The following is a 16186-nucleotide window of genomic DNA, read 5'->3' on the forward strand; positions in this document are numbered from 1 at the left end:
GTGGGCACTTGGTCACATCACAGCAACGCGCAGTGATCTCAAACGCGCGAGATCGTTACAGTTGCAAGTGGGCAAGATGCTCACGAAAGGCTACGCCTTAGTCAATTTTGAAAATGGAGTTCTAAATGAAATTTATTGTCGCCGCCTCCGCAGGCTTATTGCTTGCCGCAGCAAACTGTGTGTCCGCAGAAAAGCTCGACTACGTTGGCCTGACGGCTAAAGTAGCCGCAGAAGCACGGGCCCAGCCTGCTGTAGTTCCCCCGGGCGCCACACCGATTGAGCTTGAGCGTTGGTTTTTTAGGGACAATATGTTCTCTGTCCGCCCATTGCCGCGTGATTATTATCAGCAGTGGCCAGGCACGCGCCAAGGCGTGCTGGGCTTCATCTCCTACACGCCATTTGAAGGTTCTCACGCGCTTTTTTCGTGCGTCACCTTGGATTGGAACGACACATTTACGTCGACAGATCCCAACTGCGAAGGCCAACGCCAAGCGGTTGCTCAGCCAATCACTGGATACATCGCATCGACTCAGATTCCGGGCACGGTGCCGCTTTATCGCTGCATGCGAGGTGGCCTGAAGCCTAATAACTGGGCGGACCATTTCGATACAACTGCATCCAACTGCGAGAACGTCAAGAATCCCGCGATGGACGGCATCATCGGCTACATCTGGCTTTAAGCTGACACCTTGAAGGGAGCGATAGCTCCTTCTAACGTGAGCAGAGGCCAGCACTCAAGTGCTGGCCTTTTAACCATTCATTTCAATGGCGTTTCGAACAACTACAGCAGCGGCTTGCCAAAGGCCCCGCGGCCGGCGTTTGACATTTACGGCTTACGGCGATGCACACACCGTGTAGATGTTGACGATCGTCGGCCCGTTCACGTAGCCGTAGGTGCGCCATCCATTGCCATTCGGATAGCTCCCCACCAGCGAGAAGCGCCCGCCATTCATCGACTGAGTTCTGTTGTTGTTCTCGGGCAAGCCACCGACGAAGGTGACGACGTTCGGGGAGCCGGTGTCCCAACCGCCAGAAATTGGAGTAAATCCCGCGGGACATTGCGGGGTGGCATCGACAGTCTGACCACCTGCCGAGCGAGCATATCCTTCAACAACTGTTTGATAAGTAGCGGCCTCGACCGACGAAGCGGCAAGCAGAGCAGCAGCAACGAATGCGGTGACAAGCGAGTTCTTCATAACTTCTCCATGTTATCGGGGGAGCCGGCTTGAGCTTGCTCAGATTCCGCGGGTTGAGCGGCCATCTTGGCTTCGCGTCCGGCACAGATAGATTACGCGCTACACCTCATCAGCTATATCAGTCAGCGCCGCTTCGCGCCGTCAGGAATTCCCCATCCTGGCGTGGGCATATGTCGTGCACCAGCGCGTGCAGATGAACGTTTTCTCGGGAGTGGTTCAGCTGTGCCGACCTGTTTCTTGGCCCGCCCGCGCCTGCTGCTGTGCCGGTTGACCTGGTTGGTGAGGCGTCGGCGCTGGTCAATGCGATTGAGAAATACGGCGAGTGGGATGACGGGTGCCTCTACCATAAGGGGCGGTCTGCAACCGAGCTGGAAACCCCGCTCACCAACCTGCGCCGGTTGCTCGCCACCCACTCCCAGGCAGCGGATTGCGTCCGGTACAGTGGATCGGGCGAAGACCCGGAAGGCTTCTACGACCAGACGAAAGGGCCGGATGGCGAAACGCACGAAGGCCCGTGCCGCAATTGCGGTAGAAGTGGCGGCCAGCCGGCAGCGGCGAAGGATGTACCCGACCTGTTCGTGCATTGGCTCGAGCGCGAGATGCCGCCAGGGACGATTATCGGCAAGCCGGCTTGGTGGGCGCCTAAGCTTGCGCGCGCCCTGCGCAGCGCCGAGCGTGGCCTGCTTGGAGGCTGCAATGGCTGAGCGCCCCGACCAGCGATACCCGCTGAGGTGGCGGGCGGGGCAGCCGCGCACTCCCGGCCACCTCCGTGCGCACAGCCCGTTCAAGGGTCAAACGACCGACCGCGCGTTCCGCGACGTGATCGACGAGCTTGGCCGGCTCGGCGCGAGCGACATCATCGTCAGCAGCAACCTCAAGCTCCGGCAGGACGGCATGCCCTACAGCCAGCAGCCGCGCAACGACGACGAAGGCATAGCCATCTACTTCACACGCAAGGGCGTGGAGATGGTGCTGGCCTGCGACAAGTTCGCCAAGCGCGAAGCGAACCTGCGCGCGATCACGCTGACGATCGATGCGATTCGCGGAATCGAGCGTTGGGGCAGCTCCGACATGATGGAGCGCGCTTTCGCAGGCTTCACCGCCCTACCCGCACCCGTGGCGCTGTCGTGGCGCGACGTGCTGGACCCGGCCGATCCCGAGGGCAGCTATCGGCGATTGCGCTCGCAGCATCATCCGGACCGCGCCGGTGGAGATGCTGCTGCGTTTCAGCGGGTACAGCAGGCATGGGACGTCTATCTGCAGGAGAAATCTGATGACTGATTCAACCGCCGGCATCCGCCTATCGCGCGATGAGGTCAAAGATCTCACAGGCACCCCGTATCTCGAACGGCAGATCCTTTTCCTCGTGCGTAGCGGGATTCGCCACTACATCGACCTCAATGGCCGCCCGGTCGTGCTGCGATCGATAATCGAGGGCGCGCCCGCAGCGGACGCCGGTGCCGAGGCAGTCGTCTGGAAACCGAACAAGGCAGCGTGATGGGAAGGCGACCGATCAACCAAGGAGCGATACCGAACTTCCGCCAGCGCAAGCGCGGCGCGAAGACCTACTATTTTTACGACCATGGCACCCGCGGGGGTACATACAGGCGCGAGGAATCGCTAGGCAGTGACTGGGATCGCGATCCAGCGCTGGGCAGAGCTGCAAGGACAGGCGCGCGCCGAACCGGCGGCGCGGGTCATGTTTGGCTGGGTCTGCGATCAGTACATGGCACAAGTGGCCAGTCGCAAGGCGACGCGGACCCTCGCCGACAACCGCAAGGAGGTGCTGAAGCTGAGGGAATTTTTCGACGACCCACCGGCGGCGATCGAGGCGATCAAGCCTGTGCATGTCCGGCAGTACCTGACCTGGCGCACGAGGGGCGGGTCCGCCCACGTGCGGGCGAACCGTGAGAAGGCGCTGCTGTCTCATATCTGGAACTTCGCGAGAGATCGCGGCTACATCGCCCTGCCCAACCCGTGTGCCAGCATCAAGGGATTCCGAGAAACGGGCCGGGACGTTTATACAGAAGACGAGCAGTACGCCGCTGTGTGGGAAGCGGCTGATCCGTGTCTGCGTGACGCCATGGACTTGGCGTACCTGACCGGCCAGCGAGCGGCCCGCCGACGTGCTCGCCATGTCGGAGATGGACGTGCGGGGCGGCGATGTACACGTCAGGCAAGGCAAAACCGGCAAGCGCCTGCGCGTCGAAATCGCAGATGAAGGACAGCTGGCACGGCTACTTGAACGCATCCGGGATCGGAAGAAGGCTTATCCCGTCCACAGCACGATGCTGGTCGTCAGTGAGCATTGCCGTTCCGTCAGCGTCACGGCAATGTCCCGCCGGTGGCTGAAAGCATGCCGAGCGGCGAAGGTGGACGGCATCCAGTTCCGAGACCTACGGGCCAAGGCTGGCACCGACAAGACCGATTCGGCCGGCGATATCCGCAAGGCTCAGCAGCAACTGGGGCACAGCTCGGTGGTGATGACAGAACACTATGTGCGCAACCGGCGTGGGACGAAGGTGACCCCGACACGTTGAGGATTGCGGAAAGGCTTTCCAGATTGCGGAAATGATTACGGCAGCCGAAGCTGCCGTAAGTCATTGGTGCCGAAGGTGGGACTCGAACCCACACGCTTTTAAGGGCGGCGGATTTTGAGTCCGCTGCGTCTACCGATTCCGCCACTTCGGCGTGGCCGCGCAGTATAGCGGCTTGCGAATGAAACGAACAGTGGCAGGATGCTCCTGACGAATTCAGCTGCAAGCGGCGTCGGCAACACCCTGGTCGACCAGCCTCGATATACTGGCCGACTTAAGTGAAGGAGTAAGCAATGTCGGTGCTGCGTGGAGTTCGGGTACTCGTGGTCGAAAACGATGACATGAATGCCATGCTGCTCGAGTTGCAGCTCGTCCACGCGGGTGCGGCGGTGGTCGGCCCTGTTGGCGAGGTGCAGGATGCCCTGGAGTTGATCCAGGCCGATGCGCCGGATATCGCCGTGCTGGACTATCGCCTCGGCAATGGTCAGACCAGCGAGCCGGTTGCCCGTCTGCTCTCGCAGCGCGGCATTCCGTTTGTGCTGGCCACCGGCGTTGCCAGCGGCAGCATTCCCACCGGCTTCGAACGCGGCGTCATTCTGACCAAGCCTTATCTCTCCGAAGAACTGGTCGGCGCCTTGTCGCGTGCCCGGCAGATGAGCAGTGCCAGCAGCTGATGCCATGGCTCGCCACCTGACCGGTTGTCGGCGGTTTGGTTGCCACCCGAGCGCTTGTCACTAGAATCAAGCATCCAAGATCTGCAGGTGGTTGCTGGATGGAAAGTGCCGTGTCGCCGTTTGCCGGCCTGTTGCCGGAGACGAGCGAAACTGCAGCATTGGTACTGGCGTCCACATGCGTCGCCGACCCGCTGCTCTGCGCCAGTCAGGCGCTGCGTACCGCGCTGTCGGTGTGCCTGCACGCACAACACCCGATGCTAGTGGTCTGGGGCGAGCACGCATGCTGCATCTACAACGACGCCTGCATCGCGTCATTGGGTGAAAGACACCCTGCTGCGTTCGGCCAGCCGCTTGCCGAGCTGACGCGCGCCGACCTGGCTGGCGGTCTGCCGGGCGATGCGCACACTGCAATCGATCTGGCGACTTGGTCGTGCAGTCCGATCCTGGACGCTGGCAAGCAGGTGGGCGCGTTGTATGTGGCTGCTGCGCCCGCACGTGGTGCGCGCGAACAGCGTAGCGACGCCATGTCGCTTGCGGCGCCGCCCGCGCTCGACCAGTCGCCGGCCTTCATGGCCGTACTGCGTGGGCCCGACTACATCATCGAGAGCGTCAACCAACGCTTCCACGATCTTGTCGGCGAGCGTCCCCTGCTGGGCCGTCCCTTGCTGGAGGCGATGCCGGAGATCGCCGATCAAGGCTATCTCGGCCTGCTCGACGAGGTCCGTCGTAGCGGCCAGCCGTTCATCGGCGAATCGATGACCGCCTATCTGCAGCGCACACCCGGCAGCACGCTCGACGAAACCTTCGTCGACTTTCTGTACCAGCCGATGCGCGACAGCGATGGTCGCGTCGATGCAATTCTGGTGCACGGGTTCGATGTGACTGCGCAGCGACGCGTCGAGACTCGCGACAGTTTTCTGCTGATGCTCGAAGACGCCTTGCAGCATGTCTCCGATCCACGGCACGTCATCGACACCAGCGTGCGCTTCCTCGGCGAACACCTGCAGGCCAATCGCTGTGCGTTCGGACTGGCGGCCGAAGATGGCAGCATCATGCATGTGATCAGCGACCACGTGCAGGACATGCCGAGCCTGCAAGGCGACTTCCCGATGGAAGTGGCCCAAGGCCTGCGCGATGCACTGCTGGCCAACCGGCCATGGTTCACCACCGATGCGATGGCACCGGGTGCGCCGGACTATGTTGCCGAGCAGTATCGCCACTCCGGCCTGCGTGCGTCGTTGGCGATACCGCTGCATAAACATGGCCGGCTGGTCGCGGCAATCGGCGTGCACCAACGTGCACCGCGGCGCTGGTTGTCGACCGAGATCGAGCTGGTGCGGCTGGTGGCGGCGCGCTGCTGGGAGTCGATGCAGCGGGCCAAGGCGCAGCAACAACTGGCCGCCAGCGAAGCGCGTCTGCGCCGGCTTGCCGACACCTTGCCGCAGATCATCTTCATCGCCGGTCCCGATGGCCAGCTGCACTACTTCAATCAACGCTGGTACGAATACACCGGGCTGGATCCGGGCAACAACGAAGGCGCCGCGTGGCATCGGGCCCATACCGCAGATGGTCTGCAGCTGTCCGTGCAGGCATGGCAGGACGCATTGCTCGACGAGCGCGCTTACGAGATCGAATGCGAATTGCTGCGCCACGACGGCCAGGCGCGTTGGCATCTGGCACGCGCCCTGCCCGTCCGCGGCGACGACGGCTGCATCAGCGAGTGGATCGGCACATATACCGACATCCATGATCGCCGCACCTTCGAGCACCGCTTGCGTGAGAGCGAAATCCGTTTCCGTGCGCTGTGCGAGACGGTCCCCGCGATGATCTGGATGTCCGACGCGCAAGGCGATTGCGTGTACTGGAACCCACGCTGGTACGACTTCACCGGACAAGCCGAAGATCAGGCGCTGGATCAGGGCTGGTGGGATGTGATGCATCCGGACGATGCCGGCCGCGTGCGGTTGGCCTTCGAACAGGCGCTGGAACGGCGCGGCGAATTTTTAGCCGAATACCGGGTGCGTCGCCACGACGGCCAGTACCGTTGGTGTATCGATAACGCCTCCCCGCATTTCGCCAGCGATGGACGTTTTCTCGGGCATATCGGCTCGCTCACCGATATCTCCGAACGCAAGCACATCGAAGATGCCACCGCGTCCGACCGCGCGATCCTGAGCCTGATCACCACTGGCGCACCGTTGCCGGTGGTGCTGGATGCGATCGCATTGAGCGTGGAGGCGCGCGGTGAGATTGGGCTGTATTGCTCGGTGATGGTGCTGGACGAGGTGCGGCATACCCTGAGCTTCGGCTCGGCGCCGCACTTCCCGCTTGCGTATCACGGCAACTTCGAGCCGGCGCCGATCGGTCCGGATGGGCCGCCTTGTTCGCGCGCCGCACATCTTGGCCGGCAGGTCATCTGTGCCGATCTCCAGGCCGATCCAAGCTTCGGCCCTCATCATGCCGTTTCGGCGCTGCTCGGCATCGCGGCGTGTTGCGTGACGCCGATCTTGTCCAGCGACGGCCAGGTGCTGGGCACGCTCAACATCTACTACGACCGCCCGTATCTGCCCTCGCTGCGCGAACAAGCGATGGCGCGCTCTGCATCGCACCTGGCCGGTATCGTGATCGAGCGGACGCGCGTGGATGCCAAGCTCACGTTGTCGCTGCAAGCGGAAACCACTGCGCGCGGTCAGGCCGAACACGCCAGCCGGGTCAAGGACGAATTTTTGGCCACGCTCAGCCACGAATTGCGCACGCCGCTCAATGCGATCCTGGGCTGGTCGCGACTGATGCAAGCGCAGACCTTCGCGCCGGAGAATCTGGGTAAAGGCCTGGTCATCATCGAGCGTAGTGCGCGTGCGCAGACGCAGATCATCGACGACCTGCTGGATATGAGCGCGATCCTGTCCGGCAAGATCCGTCTGCAGGCCGAACATTTCGACATTGCCGGGCTGGCGCGCAGCACGCTGGAGCTGATGCAGCCGGCCGCGCTGGCGCGCGAGATCGCCCTGGAACTGGACGCGCCGGCCGGCAGCGAATTGTGGTTTTTCGGCGATGCCGGGCGCTTGCAGCAAGTGCTCACCAACCTGCTCAGCAACGCGCTCAAGTTCAGCGCACCGGGCGGCAGCGTACGGGTGGGATTGGACGTTGAGGAAGGACGTCTGCGGCTATGCGTGCAGGACAGCGGGATCGGCATCGCGCCGGAGTTCCTGCCGCACGTCTTCGATCGGTTTCGGCAAGCAGATGCCGGCACCACGCGGCGTGTTGGCGGGCTGGGGCTGGGCTTGTCGATCTCGCGTCAGCTGGTGGATCTGCATGGCGGCAGCCTTGGGGCCTCCAGCGCCGGCGAAGGCCAGGGTGCGGTGTTTACCATCGTGCTGCCGTTCCAGCACGGGGTCAGTGGTCTGCGCCCGTCATCGGAGGATTCGAGCCAACCTGGGCGACTTCCGGCCGATTGCAATGGGCGGCTGGACGGCGTGCGTGTGCTGTTGGTCGACGACGATCAGGATTCGCGCGAAGCGGTGATGCAGTTCCTGATGCTTGCCGGCGCGCAGGTGCAGGCGGCCGGTTCGGTGGATGCAGCCGAGCACTATCTGGCTACTGCGGCGTTCGATGTGCTGGTCAGCGATATCGCGATGCCGCTGCGCGATGGCTACGATCTGATCCGCACCGTGCGCACCGGTCGCGTCGATCTGCCACGGCATATCCCGGCAATCGCGCTCACTGCCTACGTGCACGAAGAGGACCGCGATCGTGCCGTGGCGGCCGGCTTCGATGCGCATATGGGCAAGCCGGTGGAGCCGCCCGGGCTGGTCGATCTGATCGAACGCTTGGTGGTGCCGATGCGCGCGGTGCCGGGAGCGGCGTGAGATCGCCCGACAGCGGCTGATAAAAGCAATTCAGGCAATGCGCAGGAAGAATGCCAACGCCCCGATCGCGAATGCAGACTTCTTGCAGGAGCGCACTGTCTGACACCCCGGCACGCTTGAATTGCCGCCCGACTGCATTCCAGACTGCATCCGCACAACGGGATTGGAGTCGTCGCGTCGCTTGTGAGATGCAGTCAAAAGCTCAGGTGGTCGAGGGCGCGGTGCCCTCGCCGATTGCGGGACACGCGGTGAATCCATCCACGGAGGCCCTGTGGCGGCAGGGATGCCGCCACACGGTCCCGCAAGCGACGAGGACACCGCACCAACCTGTGAGTCGGCTGCGTTGTTGAAGACATGCACACCGACCATTTCGACTGGTCATTGCCCGCCCACCGTCGCGGGACCTTATGCGGCATGGATGCCGCATAAGAGCCGACAAGGACGTACTTGCGGCATGTCCCGCGGTGGCGGGCGGGCAACGGCCCTGCTGTAACGTTGCAAAGCAGTCGCTCTACAACTGATCTGCAACGTTGCTATCAATCAATCAGACACAGTCGCCGCGCCAGGCCGCATGATTCAGCTGCGCTTGGCGCGCGCGAACGCCGCGGCCAGTGCGTTATCGGCCGGTGGCGCAGTGGTCCGCGGCTTGCTGTTGCCGGGTGCCGGCCCACGTCCGCCGCCGTCGCGACGGCCCTGCCCCGGCCCGCCATTGCCGCGTGCATCGCGCGACTGCGCCGTGCCATCTGCCGCCGGCGGCGTGTCGGACAGGCGGCAGGTCAGTGCGATGCGCTTACGCGGCACGTCCACTTCCAGCACCTTGACCTTGACGATATCGCCGGCCTTGACCACATCGCGCGGATCCTTGACGAAGGTGTCCGACAACGCGGAGATGTGCACCAACCCATCCTGATGCACGCCGATATCGACGAAGGCGCCGAACGCGGCCACATTGCTGACCACGCCTTCCAGCACCATGCCCGGCTTGAGGTGCTTGATGTCCTCGATGCCGTCGGCAAATTGCGCAGCCTTGAACTCCGGACGCGGGTCGCGGCCGGGTTTTTCCATCTCTTTCAGGATGTCGCGCACGGTCGGCACACCGAACTGCGCATCGGTGAACAGCTCCGGCTTCAAGCCGCGCAGGAAACTGCCATCGCCCAGCAACGCCTTGATCGGCTTGCCGGTGTTGGCGACGATGCGCTCGACCACCGGATAGGCTTCCGGATGCACGGCCGACACATCCAGCGGCTCGTCGCCATCGGCAATGCGCAAAAACCCAGCGCATTGTTCGAAGGTCTTGTCGCCCAGGCGCGGCACCTTGAGCAGATCCTTGCGGCGCTTGAACGGGCCGTTGTCGTCGCGATGGCGCACGATGTTTTCCGCGACCGTGCCGGACAGGCCCGACACACGCGACAGCAGCGCGGCCGAGGCGGTGTTGACGTAGACGCCAACGGCGTTGACGCAGTCCTCCACACGCGCCTCCAGCGCCTTGGCCAGGCGGTACTGATCCACGTCGTGCTGGTACTGGCCCACGCCGATTGCCTTGGGCTCGATCTTGACCAACTCGGCCAGCGGGTCCTGCAACCGCCGTGCGATCGACACCGCGCCGCGTAGCGAGACATCCAGCTCCGGGAATTCCTTGGCGGCAAACTCGGACGCCGAATACACCGACGCCCCCGCTTCGCTGACCACGACCTTCTGCAACTTGGTCGCCCCGCACAGCGCGATCGCCTCACCGGCCAGCTTGTCGGTTTCGCGGCTGGCGGTGCCGTTGCCGATCGCGATCAGCTCCACGTTGTGCTGCATGCACAATTTTTTGATCGTCTGCAGCGACTGGTCCCATTGCCGCTTGGGTTCGTGCGGGTAGATCGTCTCGGTCGCCACCAGCTTGCCGGTAGCATCGACCACGGCGATCTTGCAGCCGGTGCGGATGCCCGGGTCCAGCCCCAGCACCACGCGCGGGCCGGCCGGCGCGGCCAGCATCAGGTCTTTGAGATTGTCGCCGAACACCGCAATCGCTTCGGCCTCGGCCTTCTCGCGGGCTTGGTTGAACAGGTCCAGCAGCAGGTGCATGTGCAACTTGGCGCGCCAGGTCAGCCGGCACGCGTCCAGCAACCAGCGGTCGGCCGCGCGGCCCTGGTTGGAAATGCCGGCACTGCGCGCCACGCGGCCTTCGGCGTACTGATGCCCGGCTTCGGCATCGCTGCCTGGGTCCAGGTCCAGATACAGAAATTCTTCGCGGCGCGCGCGGAACAGCGCCAGCAAGCGGTGCGACGGAATTTTCGCCAGCGCTTCGGCATGGTCGAAGTAATCGCGGTATTTGGCACCGGCCTCTTCCTTGCCCTCGGCGACGCGTGCGCGGATCACCCCGTTATCGTTGAGCCAGCTACGCAACTCGCCAACCAGCGCGGCATCTTCGCCCCAGCGCTCCATCAGGATGGCGCGGGCGCCTTCCAGCGCGGCCTTGATGTCGGCAACACCCTTCTCGGCGTCGATGAAGGCGGCGGCAGCCACCTCCGGCGCCTGCGTCGGGTCGGCCAGCAAGCCATCGGCCAATGGCTCCAGCCCGGCTTCGCGCGCGATCTGCGCACGCGTGCGGCGCTTGGGCTTGTAAGGCAGATACAGATCTTCCAGCCGCGACTTGGTGTCGGCAGCGGCGATCTCGTTGCGCAGTTCGTCGCTGAGTTTGCCCTGCTCGCCAATGCTGGAAAGGATCGCCGCGCGGCGGTCTTCCAACTCGCGCAGATAGGTCAGGCGCGTTTCAAGGTTACGCAGCTGGGTATCGTCCAGGCCGCCGGTGACTTCTTTTCGGTAGCGGGCGATGAACGGCACGCTGGCGCCTTCGTCGAGAAGCGCGATGGCGGCGCGCGCCTGGGCGGGTTGGGCACCGATCTCGTCGGCGATGGTGCGAGCGATCTGCTGGGCAAGCTGGCTATCGTGCATGGCGGCGCGGAATAAACCGCTTCACTGAAAAAAAGCATTTTCGCAGTGTGGGCCCGCGACGGAAACCCGTTGACAGCGCCGCCGTAAACCTATGCCGCCGCGCTCAGCTGGCGCGGTGCGCGTAATGGGTGGCGGCGCGCTCGACCAGAATGCTTTCGTGCATGGATTCCAGGGCCATGACACGGATCTTGCCGACGTTCTTCAGCGGCACCATGCGTTCCACATAGATCTCCGGGCCGGCGTCAGTCATTGCCCGCGACTTGCTGAACCCGTAAGGCACAACACCCTTGTCGCCATCTTTGCTGCCACCGACGTACAGGACAATCGACATGCCACACCCTTTTGCTGCTGTTGTTGCGTTGGAGGCGCGAGCATAACGAGCGCGTCGTGAGGAGCTTTCCACGCACGTTAACGCCGGCTGTTTGCGGTTTGGTGACGGACTCAAGACCTGACGCACCTCACGAGTGCTTCACCCTGCTTGGTCGTCCAATCTCGGTCCACCCGCTTTCTCACGACATCGCATGGACCTCAAAAGTGGCTACCCGTTCTGGTCGATCCGTAATGGATTGATGCGCGCCTATCCACGCCTGGAGCAAGACACCCAGGCCGAGGTCGTCATCGTGGGCGGCGGCGTGACTGCCGCGCTGATCGCGCACGAATTGCTGCGCAATGGCCATGAGGTGGTGGTGGTCGAACAACGCGAGATCGGCTGGGGCAGTACCTCCGCCAGCACTGCACTGCTGCAATACGAAATCGATACGCCAATGATCGATCTGGCCAAACAACACGGCATGCCGGCAGCCGCGCTCGCTTACGGCGCTTGTGCGCAGGCCATCGTCGACCTGCAGGACCTGTGCGACAGCCTGGGTGGCTGCGACTTCAGCCGCCAGGACAGCCTCTACTACGCCAGCCGTGCGCGCGATCTGAAAGACCTGCGGCGCGAGCTCGACGCACGCCAGACCCATCAGCTACCGGTGGAATGGGTCGACCGCGAGTCGCTCTGGCATGACTACGGCGTGCGCTCCGACGGCGCCATCCTCAGCCGCCTGGCCGCCAGCGTCGACCCGTATCGGCTGTGCTATCGCCTATTTGCCGAATGCGAGCAGTACGGCGGACGCATCTTCGATCGCACCACGATCGCGACCATTGTCCCGCACGATCAACACGTGGAATTACGTACTCACGAAGGCGTCGTCGTGCGCGCCAGGCACGTGATCATGGCCGCAGGCTATGGCAACCAGCATTGGCTGTCGCAGCGCGTAGCGCGTAATCGCAGCAGCTATGCATTCGTGACCGACCCGCTGCACGACAGCGAGATCGGTGCGCTCAAGCACACCATGATGTGGGAGACCGCACGCCCGTATCTGTACCTACGCAGCACACCCGATGGCCGTGTGGTGGCCGGCGGTGAGGACGACAACGTGGATATCCCGGCGCGCCGCGATGCGCGCGTGGAAAGCAAATTGAAGACGCTGCTGAAGAAGATCGGCAAGACCATGCCGGACGTACATCTGCGCCCGGTGTTTTCGTGGGGCGGCACGTTTGCCGAAACCGCCGACGGCCTGCCGTTCTTCGGCGCGCATGCCGAACAAGGCCCGCGCGTCTTGTTTGCAATGGCGTACGGCGGCAACGGCATCACCTACAGCGCGATCGGTGCCGGGCTGCTGCGTGCGCAATTGGACGGTAAGCCGCACCCGCTGTCGGACCTGTTCGGGTTCTCGCGACTGGATTGAGGGCGATTGCGTCTCACGATGCAGCCGCCGAGCAGGCGCTGCTGCCACTAAGCGCGGCTGACAAAACATGGCGAGCGGTCTTCAGGCAGGCGTGGACTGCGCCATCACAAACGGGGTGTACGCGTACACCGAGCACCGGATGCGTCAGCCCGCAGTAAGCGCAGGAACGTTGCTAGCCGCTCCGAGCCGATGGCCACCACGGCCACCAGCCATGGCCATGCATCGCATACGCATCGGCCGCCCGCTCCAGCGGGTTGCGCACATGGATGCCGCCGCACATCAGATACACCGGCAGGAACAGCGGCCCGAGCAACATGTATTGATACACATGTGCGCGCTCGTGATCGCCCAGACGCACCGGCGGATGCTCGCAACGGCCGGCCGCGTGTGCATAGGTGCTGCATTGCAGATCCAGCGATGCGCCTTTGAGCAGGATCACATTCCCCAAGGTCATCGCCCCGCCCGGCCCCCAGGGCCAGGCATGAAAGACAAACGCGAGCTCATGACCGGACCAGCGCGGGCGCGCGCCAAAACAACTGCCAATGGCACCGATCAACAGGCCAAGCGCGGTATTGGGCAGCGTCCACAAGGCGCCAAGCACCAACACTGCCGATGGCGCGCGCCGCGACGGGCTCAATCGGCCTGCGTGGGGATCAGCAGCCACAGGATCAGATAGACCAGGATGCCGGGAAACGCGGCCGAGGCGATCGAGACGATCACGAACAGAACGCGCAGCAGGGTGGAGCTCCATCCGAGGCGGCGCGCAATCCCGCCGACAACACCGGCAATCATGCGGTCATTGAGAGAACGGGACAGTGCAGTGGTGGCCATGAGAACGCTCCTTCAAACGTAGCAAGCAGTCTAAAAAGCCGGGCAGCAGCGGGCCGTGAGGGACGGCGGTGTGCCATAGCACGCAGGCCTGCGCGGTTGCATGCGGCGCATCATGCGATGCGGTCGCGCTCCTGCAGCCAGCGATGGATCGCCACCGGCACCTCGCGCTGGGCACGTCCGGACACGTAGATCCCGATATGTCCGCCGCGAAAACTCAGCTCGCTGTAATCCTTGCTGCCCACCAGCCCACGCAAGGCGCGCGAGGCATCCGGTGGCACCAGATGATCGTGTTCGGCATAGATATTGAGCACCGGCATATCGACGTCCTGCAGATCCACCGCCTGCCCGCCGATGCTCACCTGGCCGGTGACCAGCCCATTGCGTTGGTAGAACAAGGTCACGAACTCGCGGAACGCCTCGCCCGCCAGATCCGGCGAATCGAAGATCCACTTTTCCATGCGCAAGAAGTCTTCCAGCGCCTGCTTGTCGTCGAGGATGTCCAGCAAGCCAACGTACTTCTGCAAATTAAGCCGGAACGGCTTGAGCATCAGGTAACTGGCGTTCATCAGATCCGCAGGCACGTTGCCCATGGTGTCCACGAACAGATCCACATCGACCATGCGCGCCCAGTTGGACAGCATGTTGTCGGGGGTGTGGAAATCCACCGGCGTGACCATGGTGATCAGGTTGCGCACCTTGTGCCGTTGCAGCGCGGCGTAGCACAACGAAAAGGTGCCGCCCTGGCAGATGCCGAGCACGTCCACCGCCTCCAGCCCCGATTGCGCACGCAGGTGATCCACCGCGCCATCGATGTAGCGCAGCAGATAGTCTTCGAGCGTGAGATAGCGCTCGGAGCGGTCCGGGTAGCCCCAGTCCAGCACGTAGACATCCTGGCCGTGACTCAACAGGCCCTTGACCAGCGAACGGTCGGCCTGCAGGTCCACCATGTACGGACGATTGACCAACGCATACACGATCAGCAGCGGCGTCTTGGCCACCGGCGCCTGCTCGCCGACAAAGCGATACAGCACCACCTTGCCGTCGCGCCAGATTTCTTCGCGTTCGGTGACGCCATAGTCAACGTCTTCCACACCGGGCAGCAGTTTCAGGCCTTCGCGCAGCTTGCGTTGCAGCGACAGGGTTTCCTGCATCAGGTCTTCGGCACTGAATCCCAACGGCCCTTTCATGCCTTGGCTCCACGTGGGGTGCGTGCGACCGGCTTACTGCCGGACGCCTTGCCGGACGACGGTTTCGATGCGGCTTTCGCTGTGGCGGTCTTTTTCATCGCAGGTGTTGCAGCTGCGGTCTTCTTGGGCGCAGATTTTTTGGCCGCGGTCTTTTTTACTGCAGCGGTTGCCGCGGCCGGCTTGCGCGCAGCGGCGGCGTTGGGCGGCGCTGCACGTTTGGGCGGAGACGACGCCTGCGGATCAGCGGTGGCGTCCTCGGCCGGCTTTCCAGCCGCCTTGGTGCTGGTGCTGGTGCCGGCGGCGGTGCGCAACATCCGGCGCACCGCGCGCTCCAGTTCTGCGATACGGCGATGCGCGGCATCCATCTCCGAACGCGTCGGCATCCCGAAACGTTCGCTGAGCTGTTCGACCTCCTCCTGCAACGCCGCGCGCAAGCGCATGTGCGCGTTGGCGAACCCGCCGTACACGTCGCGAAACCGATCCGACAACGCCACGTCGGCATAGGACTCTTCGGCCGCCTCGATCCACAGATCGAACAAGGCGCGCGCGCTGGTCAGCTGGCTGCCGCTGCTTTCGTGCTCACTCAACTTGGTGGTGAAACGGGTGAAGGCCTGCTCGATCGCTGCCTTGAGTTGCTCGCCGTAGGCCTGCGATTGCGCCTGATAGTCCTGTTGCGCGCGCGCCAGTTTCTGCAGGCGCGCCTGATGATTGCGGTTCAATCCGAAGGCCGGCATGTCCAACCACGGCGCGTTTTCTTCGCGCCATTTGCCCAGCGCCTGCGCCGCCTGCTGCAGCCACGGGTCGAAGCCGCCGGGGCTGCCGCCGCGCAGCGAGCCCAGCGTCCACTGCATCAGTTGCTCGCCCTGCCCCTGCACGGCGCGGCGCCAGGCATCGGAGACTTCGTTGGCGGAGGTGTCGCGGCCGGCGAACTGCCCGGCTACCTGCTGCATGGTGCCGAACCAGCCGCCAGCCTGGGTGCGGAAGCGGTCGATGGCTTCCTGCGCCTGCGGCGCGGCCTGGGTGGGCAGCAGCTGCGACCACCAGTCCACTGCCTTTCTCCAGTCCTGCGGGGCATCGCCGCCGGACGCCGGCGGTGGCTGCGCAGCGGAGCCAGACTGGCCGTGGCGCATGGCGTCTCCCCAGGCCGCCCAATACTGGCGTGCCTTGTCCTCGACGTTGCCGTTGTCCGAACCGCTGCTTGCCATCATTCCCTCCTGTG

General features: G+C 63.7%; 14 protein-coding genes, 1 tRNA gene and 1 pseudogene. 8 read left to right on the plus strand and 8 right to left on the minus strand.

All coding sequences use genetic code 11. The features are described from left to right. Nucleotides 1–125: 125 nt before the first annotated feature. Nucleotides 126–680 carry a hypothetical protein gene (locus ACZZ0O_RS17450; RefSeq protein ID WP_463591389.1) on the plus strand — a complete coding sequence of 185 codons (555 nt, stop codon included), beginning with the start codon at nucleotides 126–128 and terminating at the stop codon, nucleotides 678–680. A gap of 153 nt (nucleotides 681–833) precedes the next feature. On the opposite strand, the gene ACZZ0O_RS17455 is transcribed toward ACZZ0O_RS17450, so the two are convergent. Beyond that, the gene (locus tag ACZZ0O_RS17455) at nucleotides 834–1196 is read right to left on the minus strand and encodes a hypothetical protein (RefSeq protein WP_463591390.1); all 363 of its coding nucleotides are present in this window, start codon (nucleotides 1194–1196) and stop codon (nucleotides 834–836) included. Nucleotides 1197–1456: 260 nt separating this feature from the next. Between ACZZ0O_RS17455 and ACZZ0O_RS17460 the strand changes: the two genes are divergently transcribed. The 4 genes and pseudogenes from ACZZ0O_RS17460 to ACZZ0O_RS17475 all read left to right on the plus strand — a co-directional run bounded on the left by ACZZ0O_RS17460 (nucleotide 1457) and on the right by ACZZ0O_RS17475 (nucleotide 3736). Next, entirely contained in the window at nucleotides 1457–1900 is a 444-nt protein-coding gene (locus ACZZ0O_RS17460; RefSeq protein ID WP_463591391.1) for a hypothetical protein, read from the plus strand. After that, nucleotides 1893–2477 (plus strand): J domain-containing protein, encoded by a 585-nt coding sequence (locus ACZZ0O_RS17465; RefSeq protein ID WP_463591392.1) that lies wholly within the window; start codon nucleotides 1893–1895, stop codon nucleotides 2475–2477. Before ACZZ0O_RS17460 ends, ACZZ0O_RS17465 begins: the two co-directional genes overlap by 8 nt. Then, nucleotides 2470–2694 carry a DUF4224 domain-containing protein gene (locus tag ACZZ0O_RS17470; protein ID WP_463591393.1) on the plus strand — a complete coding sequence of 75 codons (225 nt, stop codon included), beginning with the start codon at nucleotides 2470–2472 and terminating at the stop codon, nucleotides 2692–2694. The genes ACZZ0O_RS17465 and ACZZ0O_RS17470 overlap by 8 nt, the downstream gene beginning before the upstream one ends. After that, nucleotides 2694–3736: pseudogene (locus ACZZ0O_RS17475) on the plus strand (tyrosine-type recombinase/integrase). Before ACZZ0O_RS17470 ends, ACZZ0O_RS17475 begins: the two are co-directional and overlap by 1 nt. Before the next feature lie 64 nt (nucleotides 3737–3800). Here the strand turns inward: ACZZ0O_RS17475 and ACZZ0O_RS17480 are convergent. Continuing rightward, a tRNA-Leu gene (locus ACZZ0O_RS17480) sits at nucleotides 3801–3887 on the minus strand. Between the two features lie 139 nt (nucleotides 3888–4026). On the opposite strand from ACZZ0O_RS17480, the gene ACZZ0O_RS17485 reads away from it, so the two are divergent. Together ACZZ0O_RS17485 and ACZZ0O_RS17490 are read left to right on the plus strand one after the other, a co-directional pair. Then, nucleotides 4027–4407: a response regulator gene (locus ACZZ0O_RS17485; protein ID WP_463591394.1), complete on the plus strand. Its 381-nt coding sequence runs from the start codon at nucleotides 4027–4029 to the stop codon at nucleotides 4405–4407. 158 nt (nucleotides 4408–4565) lie between these two features. Then, entirely contained in the window at nucleotides 4566–8276 is a 3711-nt protein-coding gene (locus ACZZ0O_RS17490; protein WP_463592484.1) for a PAS domain S-box protein, read from the plus strand. Between the two features lie 576 nt (nucleotides 8277–8852). On the opposite strand, the gene ACZZ0O_RS17495 is transcribed toward ACZZ0O_RS17490, so the two are convergent. Together ACZZ0O_RS17495 and ACZZ0O_RS17500 are read right to left on the minus strand one after the other, a co-directional pair. Then, nucleotides 8853–11216 carry a Tex family protein gene (locus ACZZ0O_RS17495; protein ID WP_463591395.1) on the minus strand — a complete coding sequence of 788 codons (2364 nt, stop codon included), beginning with the start codon at nucleotides 11214–11216 and terminating at the stop codon, nucleotides 8853–8855. 103 nt (nucleotides 11217–11319) lie between these two features. After that, nucleotides 11320–11547, minus strand: a complete 228-nt coding sequence (locus ACZZ0O_RS17500) for a hypothetical protein (protein ID WP_055854106.1) — start codon at nucleotides 11545–11547, stop codon at nucleotides 11320–11322. 190 nt (nucleotides 11548–11737) lie between these two features. On the opposite strand from ACZZ0O_RS17500, the gene ACZZ0O_RS17505 reads away from it, so the two are divergent. Then, complete coding sequence (locus ACZZ0O_RS17505; protein ID WP_463591396.1) at nucleotides 11738–12949, plus strand: NAD(P)/FAD-dependent oxidoreductase; 1212 nt, start codon at nucleotides 11738–11740, stop codon at nucleotides 12947–12949. Between the two features lie 172 nt (nucleotides 12950–13121). On the opposite strand, the gene ACZZ0O_RS17510 is transcribed toward ACZZ0O_RS17505, so the two are convergent. From ACZZ0O_RS17510 to phaE, 4 genes are all read right to left on the minus strand, one after another. After that, nucleotides 13122–13586 (minus strand): hypothetical protein, encoded by a 465-nt coding sequence (locus ACZZ0O_RS17510; RefSeq protein ID WP_463591397.1) that lies wholly within the window; start codon nucleotides 13584–13586, stop codon nucleotides 13122–13124. Continuing rightward, nucleotides 13583–13780, minus strand: coding sequence for a PspC domain-containing protein (locus tag ACZZ0O_RS17515; RefSeq protein WP_115559000.1), 198 nt, complete (start codon nucleotides 13778–13780; stop codon nucleotides 13583–13585). The genes ACZZ0O_RS17510 and ACZZ0O_RS17515 overlap by 4 nt, the downstream gene beginning before the upstream one ends. Before the next feature lie 110 nt (nucleotides 13781–13890). Then, nucleotides 13891–14967: a class III poly(R)-hydroxyalkanoic acid synthase subunit PhaC gene (locus tag ACZZ0O_RS17520; RefSeq protein ID WP_055854090.1), complete on the minus strand. Its 1077-nt coding sequence runs from the start codon at nucleotides 14965–14967 to the stop codon at nucleotides 13891–13893. Next, entirely contained in the window at nucleotides 14964–16175 is a 1212-nt protein-coding gene (phaE, locus tag ACZZ0O_RS17525; protein ID WP_463591398.1) for a class III poly(R)-hydroxyalkanoic acid synthase subunit PhaE, read from the minus strand. The genes ACZZ0O_RS17520 and phaE overlap by 4 nt, the downstream gene beginning before the upstream one ends. Nucleotides 16176–16186: the final 11 nt, after the last annotated feature.

Source organism: Xanthomonas sp. AC360 (assembly GCF_979258225.1).